This window comes from Dickeya sp. Secpp 1600 (assembly GCF_003049805.1).
Taxonomy (GTDB): Bacteria; Pseudomonadota; Gammaproteobacteria; order Enterobacterales; family Enterobacteriaceae; genus Dickeya; species Dickeya fangzhongdai.
This window is the reverse complement of record NZ_CP023484.1, coordinates 3,860,287-3,875,899: the sequence shown is the minus strand read 5'-3', so window position 1 is coordinate 3,875,899 and position 15,613 is coordinate 3,860,287. Positions and strand designations below refer to the sequence as shown.

Below are 15,613 nucleotides of genomic sequence, written 5' to 3'. Positions count from 1 at the left end.
CTTCATAGCGGGAGGTCAATTTGATCCCGGACGTATCAAAAGCGCTGTCCTGGCTGGAAAAACATCCTCAGTCGATAAAAGGGATCCAGCGTGGTATTGAGCGTGAAACACTGCGCGTGATGGCAAATGGACATCTGGCGAAAACAGGACATCCGGAGAAGCTGGGGGCGGCGCTGACTCACCCCTGGATTACCACGGATTTTGCTGAAGCATTGCTGGAATTCATTACGCCGGTTGACAAGGATATTGATCACCTTCTCGCCTTTTTGCGTGATATTCATCGTTATGTGGCGCGTCATCTGGGTGATGAGCGCATGTGGCCGTTAAGTATGCCTTGCTTTATTGAAGCAGGGCAGGATATTGAACTGGCACAGTATGGTTCCTCGAATATTGGTCGTTTCAAAACGCTATATCGTGAAGGACTGAAAAACCGGTATGGCGCGTTGATGCAGACCATTTCCGGCGTGCATTATAATTTTTCGCTGCCGTTGGCATTCTGGCAGGCTCGTGATGGCATTACCGACGCCATCAGCGGCAAGGAAGCGATTTCCGCCGGGTATTTTCAACTGATTCGCAATTACTACCGTTTCGGCTGGGTAATTCCGTATCTGTTTGGCGCCTCGCCGGCGATTTGCTCCTCTTTCCTGCAGGGCAAAGAAACCCACCTGCCGTTTGAGCGTTCGGAAAAAGGAATGCTCTATTTGCCGTATGCTACATCGTTGCGTTTAAGCGATTTGGGCTATACCAACAAATCGCAGAGCAACCTTGGAATTACCTTCAACAGCCTGGAAACCTATGTTTCAGCGCTGAAAAAGGCGATTCACACGCCGTCTGAAGAGTATGCGGGGATTGGTCTCAAAAAAGAGGGGAGTTATCTGCAACTGAATACCAATGTGTTGCAGATTGAAAACGAATTGTATGCGCCGATCCGGCCTAAACGCGTCACCCGTCCGGGCGAGTCGCCTTCCGATGCGCTGCTGCGCGGCGGGATCGAGTATATCGAAGTGCGTTCGCTGGACATTAATCCGTTCTCGGCAACCGGCGTCAGCGCCGAACAGGCTCGATTCCTCGACCTGTTCCTGATTTGGTGCGCGTTGGCGGATGCGCCGGAAATGAGCGAAGCGGAACTGCTCTGCACACGTAAAAACTGGAACCAGGTGATTCTGGAAGGCCGTAAGCCAGGGCAGACGGTAGGCATGGGCTGCGATACGACGCGTCAGACGATTGCTGAGGTTGGGCGCTCGCTGTTTGCGGATCTGCGGCGTGTTGCGGAATTGTTGGATCAAGGACACGCTAAGCCGTACTATCGACAGGTCTGCGACCAACTGGTGGAAGGGTTCGACGACCCGGACAAAACGTTCTCCGCACGGATTCTGGCGATGATGCTGGAAAATGGCAGCGGCGGCGTTGGTCTTCAACTAGCCGGACAATACCGCGAGCAACTGTTGCAGGAGCCGCTGGAGATTTTGTCTGAAGCCCAGTTTACTTCGGAGTGCGAGCGTTCATGGCAGCACCAGCGTCAACTGGAGTCGGAAGATACGCTGAGCTTTGATGCATATCTGTCCAGACAGTAACGCCGGTAGCCGGTGACGTAGCCGGTAAAAGAAAAGGCCACTCGATTGTCATCGGGTGGCCAAAGAAACATCTCTGATAATAGGGATGATGATAATAAATGCGCGTCTTTCATTTGTTATGACCGGTACCGGTAAGAAAAGTTTCCTGGAAACGAGAAATAAATTTTTCATGAGGAGGTGGCAACATGCCATTACTGGATAGTTTTACTGTCGATCATACTCGTATGGCTGCGCCAGCCGTTCGGGTGGCCAAAACCATGACAACCCCTCATGGTGATACGATTACCGTGTTTGATCTGCGTTTCTGTCGTCCTAACCAGGAGATCATGCCGGAGCGCGGTATCCATACTCTGGAGCACCTGTTCGCTGGTTTCATGCGCGATCACCTTAACGGCGATGGCGTGGAAATCATCGATATCTCTCCTATGGGTTGCCGTACCGGCTTCTACATGAGCCTGATTGGTACGCCGGAAGAGCAGCGCGTGGCTGACGCCTGGAAAGCGGCCATGACTGATGTGCTTAAGGTCACCGATCAGCGTAAGATTCCGGAACTGAACGAATATCAGTGCGGCACCTATGAAATGCATTCCCTGACCGAAGCGCAGGACATTGCACGCCACATTCTGGATCACGACGTGCTCGTCAACAAAAACGACGATCTGGCATTGCCGAAAGACAAACTGGCGGAATTGCACATCTGATTGCGTTCAGCGTATGTGCAGCAAAAAGAGAGCCGCGGCTCTCTTTTTTTATGTGCTGGATAAAGTCAGTCGCGGAAGCGGTCAATGCGCCAGGAAGTTCTGGATTACCCGGCTGCCGAAGTAGGAGAGCGTCAGCAACAGTGCGCCGATCAGGTTGAACCACACTACCCGGCGCCCACGCCAGCCTTCGTGATAGTGCCCCCAGAGCAGCAGAATGTAGACAAACCATGCCAGCAGGGAGAACAGCGCCTTATGCAGGTTCTCTTTGTTGCTGAGCAAATCGTTCATGTAGATAAGGCCGGTGCATAACGTCAGCGTCAGCAGAATGACGCCAATCTGGGTAATGTGGAACATCTTGCGCTCGATGCCCAGCAGCGGCGGCATGTCGGCGGTAAATCCCAGTTTCTTGGTTTTCAGCATGTAATCCAGCAACGCCAGTTGCAGCGCATACAACGCGGCAATCATCAGCGTAGCGTAGGCAAACAGCGCCAGACCGATGTGCACCATCAGACCGGGCATCGCTTCGAGGTGGGTAATAAACTCACCCGGCATGAAACTGGCGAACGCCAGATTAATGAACGCAAAGGTATAGACGATGGGCAGCAGAAACCAGCCGCGATTACGTGACGCCACAATGGTCATCACCGTACAGATAATCAGGCTGATGAGGGACCCGATGTTCAACAGACTCAGGTTTTGCCCAACCTGGACATCGAAAATACGCTGATACAAGGCCACTGCATGGCAGACCAGGGCGATCGTAGCGGATACCACTGCCAGACGGCGGTAGGTTCCGTTTTTTCGCACCAGACTGGGAATAATCAGCCCCAGACTGAGGAAATAGGCCGCTAAAGCTACAATGGCGAAGACAGACATAACGATAGGTTATTCATTATCAACTGAGTAAAATGAAAGGTCAGTATAGCCTTAGTCGCCACCGCCACCAACCAGTTATCCGTGCCGGCGCACGCAGATTGGTCTGGCTTTCGTGTTATACTCCCCGCTGTTCGCGTCGCGGTAGCGGCCAGTTTCACATTGAGCATGAGATATGTTTGAAAATTTAACCGATCGACTATCGCGCACTCTGCGCAATATCAGCGGCCGTGGGCGGCTGACGGAAGACAATATCAAGGATACGCTGCGTGAAGTCCGTATGGCGCTGCTGGAAGCGGACGTGGCGTTGCCGGTGGTGCGTGACTTCATCAACCGTGTAAAAGAGCAGGCGGTTGGTCACGAAGTCAACAAGAGCCTGACGCCGGGACAAGAGTTCGTCAAGATTGTTCAGAACGAGCTGGTGACCGCCATGGGCGAGGTCAACCAGGCGCTCAATCTGGCTGCTCAGCCGCCGGCGGTGGTGCTGATGGCGGGTCTGCAAGGGGCGGGTAAAACTACCAGCGTTGGTAAGCTGGGCAAATTCCTGCGTGAAAAACAGAAGAAGAAAGTGCTGGTGGTGTCGGCGGACGTGTACCGTCCGGCGGCGATCAAGCAGTTGGAAACGCTGGCGCAGACCGTCGGCGTCGATTTCTTCCCCTCGGAAGCGCATGAAAAACCTATCGACATCGTTAACCGTGCGCTGCAGCACGCCAAACTGAAATTCTACGATGTTCTGCTGGTGGATACCGCCGGTCGTCTGCATGTCGATGATGCCATGATGGATGAAATCAAGCAGGTGCATGCGTCGATTAATCCGGTGGAAACGCTGTTTGTGGTTGACGCCATGACCGGTCAGGATGCGGCGAATACCGCCAAAGCCTTTAACGAGGCGCTGCCGTTGACCGGGGTGATTCTGACCAAGATTGATGGTGATGCCCGTGGCGGTGCGGCGCTGTCTATCCGCCATATTACCGGTAAACCAATCAAATTCCTGGGTGTCGGCGAAAAAACCGACGCGCTGGAGCCGTTCTACCCGGACCGTATCGCTTCGCGCATTCTCGGTATGGGCGATGTGCTCTCGCTGATTGAGGAACTGGAAAGCAAGGTCGACCGTTCTCAGGCCGAGAAACTGGCTAAAAAGCTGAAGAAAGGCGATGGGTTTGATCTGACCGATTTCCTGGATCAGCTAAAGCAGATGCGCAATATGGGCGGTATGGCCAGCATGATGAGCAAGCTGCCGGGTATGGGGCAGATTCCGGATAACGTGAAATCGCAGATGGATGACAAGGTATTGGTGCGAATGGAGGCGATCATCAATTCCATGACGCAACAGGAGCGCGCCAAGCCGGAGATCATCAAAGGTTCGCGTAAGCGACGTATCGCGATGGGGTCCGGCATGCAGGTGCAGGATGTCAACCGACTGCTGAAACAGTTTGATGATATGCAGCGCATGATGAAAAAGATGAAGAATGGTGGCCTGGCCAAGATGATGCGCGGCATGAAAGGGATGATGCCGCCGGGTTTTCCAGGCCGCTAAGTCGGGGAAATGTGACCCCAACAGAAAAGTCGGTGGTGTGAATGCATGGTTTTAGATTGCTTTTTGCACCAAAATGAGTAAAATCTTCGGGCTTTTTATATGACACTGGGCCCCGTTCCTCGATGGGGCCCGGTTGTTTTATTAACTAAAGAGGATGTTATGGTAACAATTCGTTTGGCACGTGGCGGCGCTAAAAAACGCCCGTTCTATCAAGTCGTTGTGACCGATAGCCGCAATGCGCGCGACGGTCGTTTCATTGAGCGCGTAGGCTTCTTCAACCCGATCGCTACCGGTAAAGCTGAAGGCCTGCGCCTGGATCTTGATCGTATCGAGCACTGGGTTGGTCAGGGCGCAACCGTTTCTGATCGCGTTTCCGCGCTGATCAAAGACGCGAAAAAAGCAGCGTAATCTGTTGCGGTGGTGGTAATGAGCAAGCAACTCAGCCCGAAAGCCCCGGTCAACCCGATTACATTGGGGAAAATGGGGTCGACGTACGGCATCAAAGGTTGGCTCAGGGTATTTTCATCCACCGAAGACGCCGAAAGCATTTTTGATTATCAACCCTGGTTCATCCGGAATAAAGGGCTGTGGCAACCGATCGAAATCGAGAGCTGGCGGCACCATAATCAGGACCTGGTCATCAAGATCAAAGATATTGACGATCGGGATGCGGCGAATTTACTGACCAATTGCGAAATTGTCGTGGATTCTGCCCAACTGCCTGAGCTGGGTGAGGGTGATTATTACTGGAAAGATCTTATTGGCTGCGACGTCGTCACCGTAGGTGGCTATGAACTGGGAAAAGTCATCGACATGATGGAAACCGGTTCTAATGACGTTCTGGTGGTAAGAGCTAATCTGAAAGATGCTTACGGAGTCAAGGAACGGTTGATTCCGTTTCTGACTGAACAGGTTATCAAGCACGTTGACCTGTCTACGCATCGTATTGAAGTAGACTGGGATCCTGGTTTTTGAACTCTGTAGAGTCTGCAGTCAATGAGTGGAACGGCGCTATGTGGATTGGGGTAATTAGCCTGTTTCCTGAGATGTTCCGCGCCATTACTGATTATGGAGTCACAGGCCGGGCAGTTAAAAATGGCCTGCTGAGCGTACAGTACTGGAGTCCTCGCGACTTCACTTACGATCGGCATCGCACGGTGGACGATCGCCCTTACGGCGGCGGTCCCGGTATGCTGATGATGGTGCAACCCTTGCGGGATGCTATCCATGCAGCAAAAGCAGCGGCAGGCGAAGGGGCTCGGGTGATTTATCTGTCACCGCAGGGTCGCAAACTGGATCAGCAAGGCGTACGTCAACTCGCCGCACATCAGAAGATGATTCTGGTTTGTGGAAGGTACGAGGGCATTGATGAGCGTGTCATCAAAACCGAAATTGACGAAGAATGGTCAATCGGCGATTACGTTCTCAGTGGTGGCGAACTACCAGCAATGACGTTGATTGATTCTGTCGCCCGGTTTATTCCCGGCGTACTGGGTCATGAAGCTTCGGCACAAGAAGACTCTTTTGCCGATGGGTTGCTGGATTGTCCTCACTATACCCGGCCTGAAGTGTTGGAAGGTATGGATGTGCCGGCGGTATTGCTGTCGGGCAACCATGCGGAAATACGCCGCTGGCGTTTGAAGCAGTCGCTGGGCCGAACCTGGCTTAGAAGACCTGAACTTCTGAAAAGCCTAGCTCTGACTGACGAGCAAGCAGCGTTGTTGGCTGAATTCCAACAGGAATATCAGTCCGAACAACATGAGTATTAGGGGGCCGTTGCGGCAGCGCCGGACGAACCCATATATCAGTTTACCTAGGGTAAGAGACATATTATGAGCAATATTATCAAGCAGCTTGAACAAGAGCAGATGAAGCAAGACGTACCTGCGTTCCGTCCGGGTGACTCCGTGGAAGTTAAGGTATGGGTCGTTGAAGGTTCCAAAAAACGTCTGCAGGCATTCGAGGGCGTGGTTATCGCAATTCGTAACCGCGGTCTGCACTCTGCATTCACTGTTCGCAAGATTTCCAACGGCGAAGGCGTAGAGCGCGTATTCCAGACGCACTCTCCGGTAGTGGACAGCATTACCGTTAAGCGCCGTGGTGCTGTGCGTAAAGCCAAACTGTACTACCTGCGTGAGCGTGCTGGTAAGTCTGCTCGTATCAAAGAGCGTCTTAACTAAGCATACGCTTTCGCAACATCCGAAAGCGATAAGGGGTGGCATTTGCCACCCCTTTTTCTTTGGCGCCTTACTTGCGTTATGCGGCGTTTTCCATTTTCCGGGCGATCACGGTAGGGTACATCCGCATGCGATCATCAATAAAATGTATGTCGCTGAATCCTGCTTGCTCCAACTGGCGCTGTGTCTGAGCATAGGTGCGGAATGCGGTCCATCTGGCTTCCAGAATACGTGAGAACAGCAAATGCTGTAAGGGGAGTAAGCGCTGCTCTTCCTCGGTGACCTGCCAGGTCGATTCTGCCGATAGCACCGGGGGCGGCGTCAGAAAACTGGTGATCAGCGTACCCCCGGGTTTTAGTGCCTGATTAAATGCCCGATAGAGGTCCGTCACTTTTTCATCATCGTGTTCATAAACGTTGAGCCCATTACTGGTCAGGACATCCACGGGCTCAGGCAATTGTAATGACCAGGCATCGCACTGCAGCAACGTGATGCGATCGTCGCAATGCTGTTGTTTAGCCAGCGAATTCGCGGCTTCCAGCGCCTGCAGATCCAGGTCTACGCCGATTAACCGCACATCTTGATGATGCGAGTAATCCAGCAACAGCAAATCTCCCATCAGCCCGCAGGGAACAGAGGCAAATACCATTCCGTCGCGTAGGCGTGATTGTAACTGCTGGCGGAAAATACCAAACCGCTCACGGGTGGCAAGCACGGCGGGTAATCGCTCGTAAATCAATTTTTCCAGATCACTGTAGGATGACCGCGTCGCGAAAGCGGAAGGATTAGTGACCAGGTGGTGGGTCCAATAGGCATTCAACCCCCGGTGTACCAGAAGGAATTTCCCGAGGTCGAATGTCGCCAGTTCTTCGGCAATCGCGATTTGCTCTTCCACCGTCGCTCCGGGGAGATCGCCGGCCTGGCGAATTCTTGATCTGACAGCATCGAGAGTAGCGTAATGATCATCAGGTGAACTTGGGTGATGAGACAGTAGTTGTCCTTGTCCGGAATGCGATGACGTACTTTTCATAATGAAGTCCTGTTTGCCAGCTTATTGCGTGGATAGATGAGGTGAATGTCTGACCAGGGCAATGATGGCAATGCAAAACGAATGTGTGCGTTCAATTCCATTTGGCACCAGTGGTTTGTTGCGGATTGTTATGATTTAGTTGGGTTATTATAAGTTTGATTTATCACCAACGGTAGATGATTTATCCGAAAGCCATCTCAGCAGGTAACAAAACAGGCTGGATACTCAGACCGACTGCCGATGGGCGTGCCTGAAATGGCTGGCGAGCGTGAGTATGATGGATGCCTGCCAGCGACACGCTGGCCGGTTCATACAGATCTACCCAGGAGCTTAATAGAGGTCATTTGCAGGGAGAGGGGCAAAGAGTGGGGGGCGAAACAGCAGGCTGGCCTGTTATGACCAGTCTATTTATCCACCGTGTTTTGCCATACCTTTTTCAACTTTTCTGCGTCATTGACGCCATCACAGCCAGCCGGGAAGGATTTTCCCGCTCGCCCCCAGGCTGCGACATTATCGGGGTGGCACCATTCCGTCTGTCCGGCTCGATACCCATTCAGATAGGCATGACGATCTACATCCGGATTGCCAAACCATTCCGACAGTGTCTCGTTATCCCTGACAACCATACCGCTGGTGGCGTCCTTATATCCCGCTTCATACCAGAAATCGGACTCGCCTTTAGTCGGCGATACCGACGGAACGGACTGGCAGCCGGTGAGGAGCAACAACCCTATCAACACTATACCGTTTCTCATGATTGAACCTGTTTTTACAGCATCAGAATGGAGAGATACGGCCTAATATTACGCAATTTCCTGTTTTTCCTTTAATGATTTCAGTGCCCTGTGCTTGATTGGCGTTCTTCACTCAGTTCAGCGACGATACGTTTCCGCTTTCCCGAACACAACAACATACGGTGATAGCTGCGGCTGGGACGTGCTGGCATGATGCTGAATAATACGGTGTATAATTTTGTTTACGGTTGTAGCGTCACCGATGGTCGGCATTTTCGTCAGTCACGTGGTTTACCGCGGTTTAAACCGGTCGCCAGCATCTGTCCTGTGAAGGCCCGTAATCAGCATTCGTCAAATATCACCAGTAACATCATCAGGCTGTGAAATCATTTCAGATCTGCTGATTCTCTGCCGCTGAATACCTGAGAAACGGCGGCAGGTTGATAACGTCCAGCGCTTTCAATGAATTACTGTATTCGATGGTAAGACGCGCCCGATAGGCGAACGTTATTTTTGTGATTTCTAACCGGTTTTACGGGAGTAATTTTAACTTTACACCTATGGCTTGAAAAATTTACGACCTGTGTGTTAAGGTGTGAACCTGTTACTGACAATGACGAAATCGCTCCCCTTATACCAAAGGAACACACAGGATCATCATCATGCAAAAAGACACGCTCAATAATATTAATATCAGCGCCGAACAGGTTCTTATTACTCCCGACGAACTGAAAGCCAAATTCCCGCTCAATGAGCCGGAGCAGCAGGCGATTGCTTTGTCGCGTAAAACCATTGCTGACATTATTCATGGCAACGACAAACGTCTGCTGGTGGTGTGTGGTCCCTGTTCCATTCATGATACGGATGCCGCGCTGGATTACGCGCGTCGTCTGCAATCCCTGTCAGCCGAATTGAGCGATCGGCTGTATATCGTCATGCGTGTCTATTTTGAGAAACCCCGTACCACTGTCGGCTGGAAAGGGTTGATCAATGATCCCTACATGGATGGTTCCTTTGATATGGAGGCGGGGCTGCATATCGCCCGCGATTTGCTGCTTAAGCTGGTAAACATGGGGTTGCCGCTGGCGACCGAAGCGCTGGACCCGAATAGCCCGCAATACCTGGGGGACTTGTTCAGCTGGTCGGCGATTGGCGCCAGAACCACCGAATCCCAGACTCACCGCGAGATGGCTTCCGGGTTATCAATGCCGGTGGGTTTCAAGAACGGCACTGACGGTAGTCTCGGCACCGCCATTAATGCCATGAAAGCCGCATCAATGCCGCATCGTTTTGTCGGTATCAATCAGAGCGGTCAGGTTTGCTTATTGCAGACGCAGGGAAATCCGGATGGGCACGTGATCCTGCGTGGCGGCAAAAAGCCGAATTACAGCGCGGAAGACGTGGCTGAGTGTGAAAAACAGATGCGCGATGCAGGACTGAATCCGGCGCTGATGATAGATTGTAGCCACGGTAACTCCAGCAAAGACTACCGTCGGCAGCCGCTGGTGGTGGAGTCGGTGATCGAGCAGATCAAATCCGGTAACCGTTCTATTATCGGGCTGATGCTGGAGAGCCATATCCACGAAGGCAATCAGTCTTCCGAGCAACCGCGCGCCGACATGCGTTACGGGGTATCGGTGACGGATGCCTGCATCAGTTGGGAAAGTACAGAGACATTGCTGCGCTCGGTTCATAAAGAGCTGAGTGCGCGAAGCACCAATCAGTAAGGAGAAGAACAGATGGTCGCTGAACTGACCGCATTGCGTGATCAGATAGATGAGGTAGATAAAGCATTATTGGCGTTGTTGTCGCGTCGGCTGCGTCTGGTGGCGGAAGTCGGCGAGGTAAAGAGCCGTTATGGTTTGCCAATTTATGCGCCTGATCGGGAAGCAGCGATGCTGAGTTCACGACGTAAGGAAGCGGAAACGCTGGGTGTTCCCCCGGATTTGATTGAGGATGTTCTGCGTCGGGTGATGCGGGAGTCCTACGCCAGCGAGAATGACAAAGGGTTTAAAACGTTGTCTCCGTCGCTGCGCCCGATTGTGATCGTGGGAGGGCGTGGTCAGATGGGGCGCCTGTTTGACAGAATGCTGACGCTGTCCGGCTATCAGGTACGTATCCTGGAGCAGGAGGACTGGCCGCAGGCGGAGACGCTGCTGGCGGATGCCGGCATGGTGATCGTCAGTGTGCCAATCCATGTCACCGAACAGGTTATTGCCCGTCTGCCCCAACTGCCGGATGACTGTATTTTGGTGGATTTGGCGTCGGTTAAGAATGGTCCGCTGCAGGCGATGCTGGCGGCGCATCAGGGGCCGGTGCTGGGGCTGCACCCGATGTTCGGCCCGGATATCGGCAGCCTGGCCAAACAGGTTGTCGTGTATTGTGACGGACGCCAGCCGGAGGCCTATCAGTGGTTGCTGGAGCAGATCCAGGTGTGGGGCGCCCGGCTTCATCGCACCAGTGCGGTGGAACACGACCAAAACATGGCGTTCATTCAGGCGTTGCGCCATTTCGCGACATTTGCCTATGGCGTGCATCTGGCGGAAGAAAATGTGCAGCTGGAACAATTGCTGGCGCTTTCTTCGCCGATATACCGGCTTGAACTGGCGATGGTGGGGCGGCTGTTCGCGCAGGATCCGCAACTCTATGCCGACATCATCATGTCTTCCGGCAACAATCTGGCATTGATAAAACGTTACTACCAGCGTTTTGGTGAGGCGATTTCATTGCTGGAAGCGGGAGATAAAGCTGCGTTTGTCAGCAGCTTCAAGAAAGTCGAACACTGGTTCGGTGATTATTCGCGGCGATTCATGGCCGAAAGCCGTACTCTGCTGCGTCAGGCGAACGATATCCGCCAGTAGCGCAAAGGGCCTTGATGGTTTCCTGAAAAACCACCCTCGTTGAGAGGGTGGTTTTTTTATTGACGGGGTAGTCCATAGCTCCTGGCGGATACTGATGCGAAGTGGGTTATGCCGGTTCCACAGGCACCACATTTTCGCTGGGATAGCAGCCCAAAACCTTGAGCGAGCGGGTAATCGCGGCCAGCCCCTGCAGCGCTTTACGGGTATTGTCGTTGCGCAGATTGGCCTGCACATCAATATAAAACATCTCTTCCCACGGATTGCCGTTTATCGGCCGCGATTCCAGTTTTGTCATCACGATGCCGTGTTCGCGCAGCACCAGCAGCGCTTCCACCAGTGCGCCGGATTGCTGTCCGGTAGCCATGATTAAGGTGGTTTTAGCCGGCACTTGTTCGGTGACGTCGATCGGCTTGCGGGCCAGTACGATGAATCGGGTGATGTTTTGCACCTGATTGGCCAGATTCTGCTCCAGCGCCTGTAACTGATAAAGCATTCCACCGGCTTCGCTGCCCAGCGCGGCGGCATGCGGGGAATTGAGCTCGGCGACTTTCGCCATCGCGGCGGCGGTGCTTTCGCAGTACTCGATTTTCCAGTGCGGAAAACGGTTGATGAAATGGCTGCACTGCTGGAAAGGCTGCGGGTGGCTGTAAACGGTCTGGATCTGGTCCAATTGCGTATCCACCGCAACCAGCACGCAATGGTCGATAGGCGTGGTCAGCTCACCGACGATGGATAACCCGGTGTGCTGCAGCAGGTCGTAGACATCGTTGATTGAACCTGAGCTGGTGTTTTCTATCGGCAGCACGGCGTAATCGGCCTGGCCGGTTTCAACCAGGCTGATGATGTCCTGAAAACGCTGGCAGCCGCATTCAATAATCTGGTCAAAATGGCGCGCGGCATACTGACGGGCGGCTAAATGAGAGTAAGAGCCTTTGGGGCCGAGAAAAGCGACGCGGGCGGAATGCGACGCGCCAGAGTTGAGGTGCTGTTGCAGCAGCGCCTGCTGGGTCAGTACCGAATCTTCAATAATCAACTGGAACAGACGGGTAATGTAGTGACCGTCGAGCTGCCGCTTTTTACCTTCTTCTGCCAGCCGGGACAGTAAATTCCGCTCACGCTCTTTATCGCGAATAGGGCGATGAGAGTGCTGTTTGGCTCGCGCTACATCCAGCGCCAGCTCCCTTCGTTGTGCCAACAGTTCGAGCAGTTGCATATCCAGCGCGGTAATGCGCTCGCGCAGCGCCAGTAATGGATTATCGGTCATGGTGTGTACCTGTTTGCTGTCCAATAAAAAAGCCTCCTGATTCAGGAGGCTTTTTTTGTTCGTCTTCGTATTCTTACTCACACGACAAATCGCCCCCCCGGATCGGGGAGAGTAAAGAAGAATACGAAGAAAAACGGTTGTGGCGTCATGTCACCAAATCCTTGTTGGGAATGTTGATTAAGGTAACTGTTGCCTTTTCATCCTGTCAATACAAAATCGCCGGGAGCGATGCGCTCGCGTAGCGTTGTTCCATCAGGGAAGAGGAAACGTGAACCGTAAAAAACGCGCCTTGCGGCGCGTTTCAGGCAACGGACAGGATCTGTCATTAAAAATGGAGACGCGGTGGGCGCGTCATCAGGTACTGCTATTCTGCCGGGGCCTGCTGATTGACATCTTTGATGCAACTGTCCGCACGGCGGGCTTCGCCTTTGTGCTGGACCTTGTTCAGCTGTCGTTCCAGTTTTGTGATGAGTTCATTGACAGCGGTATACATATCTTCGTGTTTGGCGCTGGCCACCAACGGGCCATTGGGCGTACTGATGGTGGCGTCGACCACAAAACCCTGCGGCTCTTTAGACAGGATAATGTGCGGATTGATCAGGTGAGTCTGCCATTTATCCAGTTTGCTGAGACGGTCTTCGACATGCTGACGTATTGCGGGGGTAATATCCATCTGCTTGCTGGTAATGTTGATAGTCATAAAAACTTACCTCTCTGCCTTTTCCGTCTTGGGTGATTTCAGCATACCCCTAGTCGATGCAAAGTGGGTGATTTTGATCACCTTTTCTGGTCACTTTTCCGTCATGTGAATTGATTTGTGAGCGGCTTTGGGGAACCGGTGCGGCGCGCTTGTCGCCTTGCCAGGGCTGTGCCATTATCTATTGGATGTATTGGCGGGATTATCCGGTTACATTCAGGATGACTGGTCATAGATCGAAAAAACGGGGCGAAAAAAACGGCAACCGAAGTTGCCGTGGTAATAGGGTTTCAGGCGTCTCTTCAGGCAGAAGGGTTGGCGGCGATGATTTTAGCCACCTTGTCGGCCTGCGCAGTCAATCGCAGTTCCCGATAGGCATTTTCCATCAGCGGCAGCGCGGTGCGCGTTGCCTGCGTATCCGGATAGTCCTTCAGCATTTGCTCTACGCGGTTAACCACTGCGACATAAGCGCCGCGTTTCGTGTAATACTGTGCGACAGAAAGCTCATATTTGGCCAGACGTTCTTTCAGGAATGCCAGGCGCTTGCTGCCGTCTGTGGCGTATTGGCTGTTCGGGTAGCCCTGAAGCAACTGGCTGAAAGCTTTAAACGCTGAACGAGCATACTGAGGATCGCGGTCTGAACGGTCGACGCCGAAGAAGCCTTGCAACATGCTGTCATCCTGCGCCATGTTGGTCAGCCCGCGCATATAGAGGACATAGTCCACGTTCGGGTGCGTCGGGTTCAGGCGGATGAAGCGATCAATCGACGCCTGAGCCAACGGCAACTCGGCGGATTTGTAATAGGCGTAAATCAGGTCCAGTTGGACCTGCTGGGAGTAAGGGCCGAATGGATAACGGTTATCCAGCGCTTCCAACTGCGTGATGGCGGCTTTAAAGTTGCCGTCCTGCAGTTTCTCCTGGGCGGTGGCATACAGTTCTGAAGGTGGACGGTCGGGAACCGCATCTTTGGAATTGGAGCAACCAGCCAGCGTCAGGCTCAACGTGGCAGCAGCCACCAGGTATTTCATACGCGTCATGACGATTTGATTATCCTCAGAGTGTTTTTCCGGGAAACTGTCCGTTAAGCTCCCGATTAAGACCAGCTACAATGGTACATTATTTTAAACGGCATCGCCGTTAAAACCCAACGTTAATAAGAAGCAGCATACTATGTCCCAACAAGTACAACTCACCGCGACGGTGGCCGAATCCCAACTTGGACAACGTTTAGATCAGGCTTTGGCCGAATTGTTCCCTGATTATTCACGTTCCCGCATAAAAACGTGGATTCTGGAACAGCGGGTACAGATTAACGGCAAGATGGTGGATAAACCAAAAGAGAAAGTGCTTGGCGGGGAATCTGTCGCTATTGATGCTTTGATCGAGGAAGACGCCCGCTGGGAAGCGCAGCCGATCTCGCTGGATATCGTCTATGAAGACGAAGACATTCTGGTGATCAATAAACCGCGCGATCTGGTGGTACACCCTGGCGCCGGTAATCCTGACGGCACCGTGCTGAACGCGCTGTTGCATCACTATCCGGAGATTGTCGATGTGCCGCGTGCGGGGATTGTCCATCGCCTGGATAAGGACACCACCGGCTTGATGGTGGTGGCCAAGACTGTACCGGCCCAGACCCGGCTGGTGGAATCATTGCAGGCGCGTGAAATCACCCGCGAATATGAAGCGGTAGCGATCGGCACGATGACGGCGGGCGGCACGGTAGAGGAGCCGATTGCCCGCCATTCCACCAAACGCACGCACATGGCGGTACACCCGATGGGGAAACCGGCCGTGACGCACTATCGCATCATGGAACATTTCCGTGCGCATACCCGGCTGCGGCTGCGGCTGGAAACGGGCCGGACCCACCAGATTCGCGTCCACATGGCGCACATCAACCATCCGCTGGTAGGCGACCCGTTGTATGGCGGTCGTCCGCGTCTGCCCAAAGGGGCTTCCGAGGCATTTATCGAGACGCTGCGCAATTTTGATCGCCAGGCACTGCACGCCACCATGTTGCGCCTTTATCATCCTATCAGCGGTATCGAGATGGAGTGGCATGCTCCCTTGCCGCAGGATATGGTGAATCTGATTGCCGCGTTGAAAGCGGATACCGATGCGTTTAAAGATCAACTTGACTGGTGATGGCATGGCGTCTGACA

Annotated in this window: 16 protein-coding genes and 1 other annotated feature; of the genes, 10 read left to right on the top strand and 6 right to left on the bottom strand. The window is 53.1% G+C overall.

Going from position 1 to position 15,613, the window contains the following annotated elements; genetic code table 11:
- Nucleotides 1-20: 20 nt before the first annotated feature.
- Complete coding sequence (gshA, locus tag CPA59_RS17255) at nucleotides 21-1,574, top strand: glutamate--cysteine ligase (protein WP_100850006.1); 1,554 nt, start codon at nucleotides 21-23, stop codon at nucleotides 1,572-1,574.
- Between the two features lie 185 nt (nucleotides 1,575-1,759).
- A complete protein-coding gene (gene luxS / locus CPA59_RS17250) occupies nucleotides 1,760-2,275 on the top strand; it encodes an S-ribosylhomocysteine lyase (RefSeq protein WP_013319092.1) in 516 nt (171 codons plus the stop codon).
- Nucleotides 2,276-2,356: 81 nt separating this feature from the next.
- Here the strand turns inward: luxS and CPA59_RS17245 are convergent, their stop codons facing one another.
- A complete protein-coding gene (locus CPA59_RS17245) occupies nucleotides 2,357-3,151 on the bottom strand; it encodes an inner membrane protein YpjD (RefSeq protein ID WP_038666514.1) in 795 nt (264 codons plus the stop codon).
- A gap of 172 nt (nucleotides 3,152-3,323) precedes the next feature.
- Here CPA59_RS17245 and ffh point away from each other — a divergent pair, with 172 nt between their 5' ends.
- The 5 genes from ffh to rplS all read left to right on the top strand — a co-directional run bounded on the left by ffh (nucleotide 3,324) and on the right by rplS (nucleotide 6,865).
- A complete protein-coding gene (ffh, locus tag CPA59_RS17240) occupies nucleotides 3,324-4,685 on the top strand; it encodes a signal recognition particle protein (protein WP_038919949.1) in 1,362 nt (453 codons plus the stop codon).
- 159 nt (nucleotides 4,686-4,844) lie between these two features.
- The gene (gene rpsP, locus CPA59_RS17235) at nucleotides 4,845-5,093 is read left to right on the top strand and encodes a 30S ribosomal protein S16 (RefSeq protein WP_012768742.1); all 249 of its coding nucleotides are present in this window, start codon (nucleotides 4,845-4,847) and stop codon (nucleotides 5,091-5,093) included.
- A gap of 18 nt (nucleotides 5,094-5,111) precedes the next feature.
- The gene (gene rimM, locus CPA59_RS17230) at nucleotides 5,112-5,660 is read left to right on the top strand and encodes a ribosome maturation factor RimM (protein WP_033570517.1); all 549 of its coding nucleotides are present in this window, start codon (nucleotides 5,112-5,114) and stop codon (nucleotides 5,658-5,660) included.
- Between the two features lie 38 nt (nucleotides 5,661-5,698).
- Nucleotides 5,699-6,454 (top strand): tRNA (guanosine(37)-N1)-methyltransferase TrmD, encoded by a 756-nt coding sequence (gene trmD / locus CPA59_RS17225; RefSeq protein WP_038919947.1) that lies wholly within the window; start codon nucleotides 5,699-5,701, stop codon nucleotides 6,452-6,454.
- A gap of 63 nt (nucleotides 6,455-6,517) precedes the next feature.
- Nucleotides 6,518-6,865, top strand: a complete 348-nt coding sequence (gene rplS, locus CPA59_RS17220; protein ID WP_022634545.1) for a 50S ribosomal protein L19 — start codon at nucleotides 6,518-6,520, stop codon at nucleotides 6,863-6,865.
- Nucleotides 6,866-6,941: 76 nt separating this feature from the next.
- Here the strand turns inward: rplS and CPA59_RS17215 are convergent, their stop codons facing one another.
- Together CPA59_RS17215 and CPA59_RS17210 are read right to left on the bottom strand one after the other, a co-directional pair.
- Nucleotides 6,942-7,892 (bottom strand): cyclopropane-fatty-acyl-phospholipid synthase family protein, encoded by a 951-nt coding sequence (locus tag CPA59_RS17215; RefSeq protein ID WP_038919946.1) that lies wholly within the window; start codon nucleotides 7,890-7,892, stop codon nucleotides 6,942-6,944.
- 404 nt (nucleotides 7,893-8,296) lie between these two features.
- Nucleotides 8,297-8,647 carry a DUF2799 domain-containing protein gene (locus CPA59_RS17210; protein WP_107760196.1) on the bottom strand — a complete coding sequence of 117 codons (351 nt, stop codon included), beginning with the start codon at nucleotides 8,645-8,647 and terminating at the stop codon, nucleotides 8,297-8,299.
- A 641-nt stretch (nucleotides 8,648-9,288) separates the two neighbouring features.
- Between CPA59_RS17210 and CPA59_RS17205 the strand changes: the two genes are divergently transcribed.
- Both CPA59_RS17205 and tyrA read left to right on the top strand, forming a co-directional pair.
- A complete protein-coding gene (locus CPA59_RS17205) occupies nucleotides 9,289-10,353 on the top strand; it encodes a 3-deoxy-7-phosphoheptulonate synthase (protein ID WP_107760194.1) in 1,065 nt (354 codons plus the stop codon).
- A 12-nt stretch (nucleotides 10,354-10,365) separates the two neighbouring features.
- Nucleotides 10,366-11,487: a bifunctional chorismate mutase/prephenate dehydrogenase gene (gene tyrA / locus CPA59_RS17200; protein ID WP_038919943.1), complete on the top strand. Its 1,122-nt coding sequence runs from the start codon at nucleotides 10,366-10,368 to the stop codon at nucleotides 11,485-11,487.
- A gap of 106 nt (nucleotides 11,488-11,593) precedes the next feature.
- On the opposite strand, the gene pheA is transcribed toward tyrA, so the two are convergent.
- The 3 genes from pheA to bamD form a co-directional block, all read right to left on the bottom strand.
- On the bottom strand, nucleotides 11,594-12,751 hold the full coding sequence (gene pheA, locus CPA59_RS17195; RefSeq protein ID WP_107760878.1) for a bifunctional chorismate mutase/prephenate dehydratase: 1,158 nt from the start codon (nucleotides 12,749-12,751) through the stop codon (nucleotides 11,594-11,596).
- 22 nt (nucleotides 12,752-12,773) lie between these two features.
- Nucleotides 12,774-12,901, bottom strand: a sequence feature (Phe leader region).
- Nucleotides 12,902-13,115: 214 nt separating this feature from the next.
- Nucleotides 13,116-13,451: a ribosome-associated translation inhibitor RaiA gene (gene raiA / locus CPA59_RS17190; RefSeq protein ID WP_038919942.1), complete on the bottom strand. Its 336-nt coding sequence runs from the start codon at nucleotides 13,449-13,451 to the stop codon at nucleotides 13,116-13,118.
- 299 nt (nucleotides 13,452-13,750) lie between these two features.
- Nucleotides 13,751-14,485, bottom strand: coding sequence for an outer membrane protein assembly factor BamD (gene bamD, locus CPA59_RS17185; protein WP_038919941.1), 735 nt, complete (start codon nucleotides 14,483-14,485; stop codon nucleotides 13,751-13,753).
- 133 nt (nucleotides 14,486-14,618) lie between these two features.
- On the opposite strand from bamD, the gene rluD reads away from it, so the two are divergent.
- Entirely contained in the window at nucleotides 14,619-15,596 is a 978-nt protein-coding gene (gene rluD, locus CPA59_RS17180) for a 23S rRNA pseudouridine(1911/1915/1917) synthase RluD (RefSeq protein ID WP_049853574.1), read from the top strand.
- The last annotated feature ends 17 nt before the right edge of the window (nucleotides 15,597-15,613 follow it).

Bases quoted from the DNA above. Each gene is read 5' to 3' on its own strand.
- luxS (WP_013319092.1), top strand. From the start codon at position 1,760: ATGCCATTACTGGATAGTTTTACTGTCGATCATACTCGTATGGCTGCG.
- CPA59_RS17245 (WP_038666514.1), bottom strand. From the start codon at position 3,151: ATGTCTGTCTTCGCCATTGTAGCTTTAGCGGCCTATTTCCTCAGTCTG.
- ffh (WP_038919949.1), top strand. From the start codon at position 3,324: ATGTTTGAAAATTTAACCGATCGACTATCGCGCACTCTGCGCAATATC.
- rpsP (WP_012768742.1), top strand. From the start codon at position 4,845: ATGGTAACAATTCGTTTGGCACGTGGCGGCGCTAAAAAACGCCCGTTC.
- rimM (WP_033570517.1), top strand. From the start codon at position 5,112: ATGAGCAAGCAACTCAGCCCGAAAGCCCCGGTCAACCCGATTACATTG.
- trmD (WP_038919947.1), top strand. From the start codon at position 5,699: ATGTGGATTGGGGTAATTAGCCTGTTTCCTGAGATGTTCCGCGCCATT.
- rplS (WP_022634545.1), top strand. From the start codon at position 6,518: ATGAGCAATATTATCAAGCAGCTTGAACAAGAGCAGATGAAGCAAGAC.
- CPA59_RS17215 (WP_038919946.1), bottom strand. From the start codon at position 7,892: ATGAAAAGTACGTCATCGCATTCCGGACAAGGACAACTACTGTCTCAT.
- CPA59_RS17210 (WP_107760196.1), bottom strand. From the start codon at position 8,647: ATGAGAAACGGTATAGTGTTGATAGGGTTGTTGCTCCTCACCGGCTGC.
- CPA59_RS17205 (WP_107760194.1), top strand. From the start codon at position 9,289: ATGCAAAAAGACACGCTCAATAATATTAATATCAGCGCCGAACAGGTT.
- tyrA (WP_038919943.1), top strand. From the start codon at position 10,366: ATGGTCGCTGAACTGACCGCATTGCGTGATCAGATAGATGAGGTAGAT.
- pheA (WP_107760878.1), bottom strand. From the start codon at position 12,751: ATGACCGATAATCCATTACTGGCGCTGCGCGAGCGCATTACCGCGCTG.
- raiA (WP_038919942.1), bottom strand. From the start codon at position 13,451: ATGACTATCAACATTACCAGCAAGCAGATGGATATTACCCCCGCAATA.
- bamD (WP_038919941.1), bottom strand. From the start codon at position 14,485: ATGACGCGTATGAAATACCTGGTGGCTGCTGCCACGTTGAGCCTGACG.
- rluD (WP_049853574.1), top strand. From the start codon at position 14,619: ATGTCCCAACAAGTACAACTCACCGCGACGGTGGCCGAATCCCAACTT.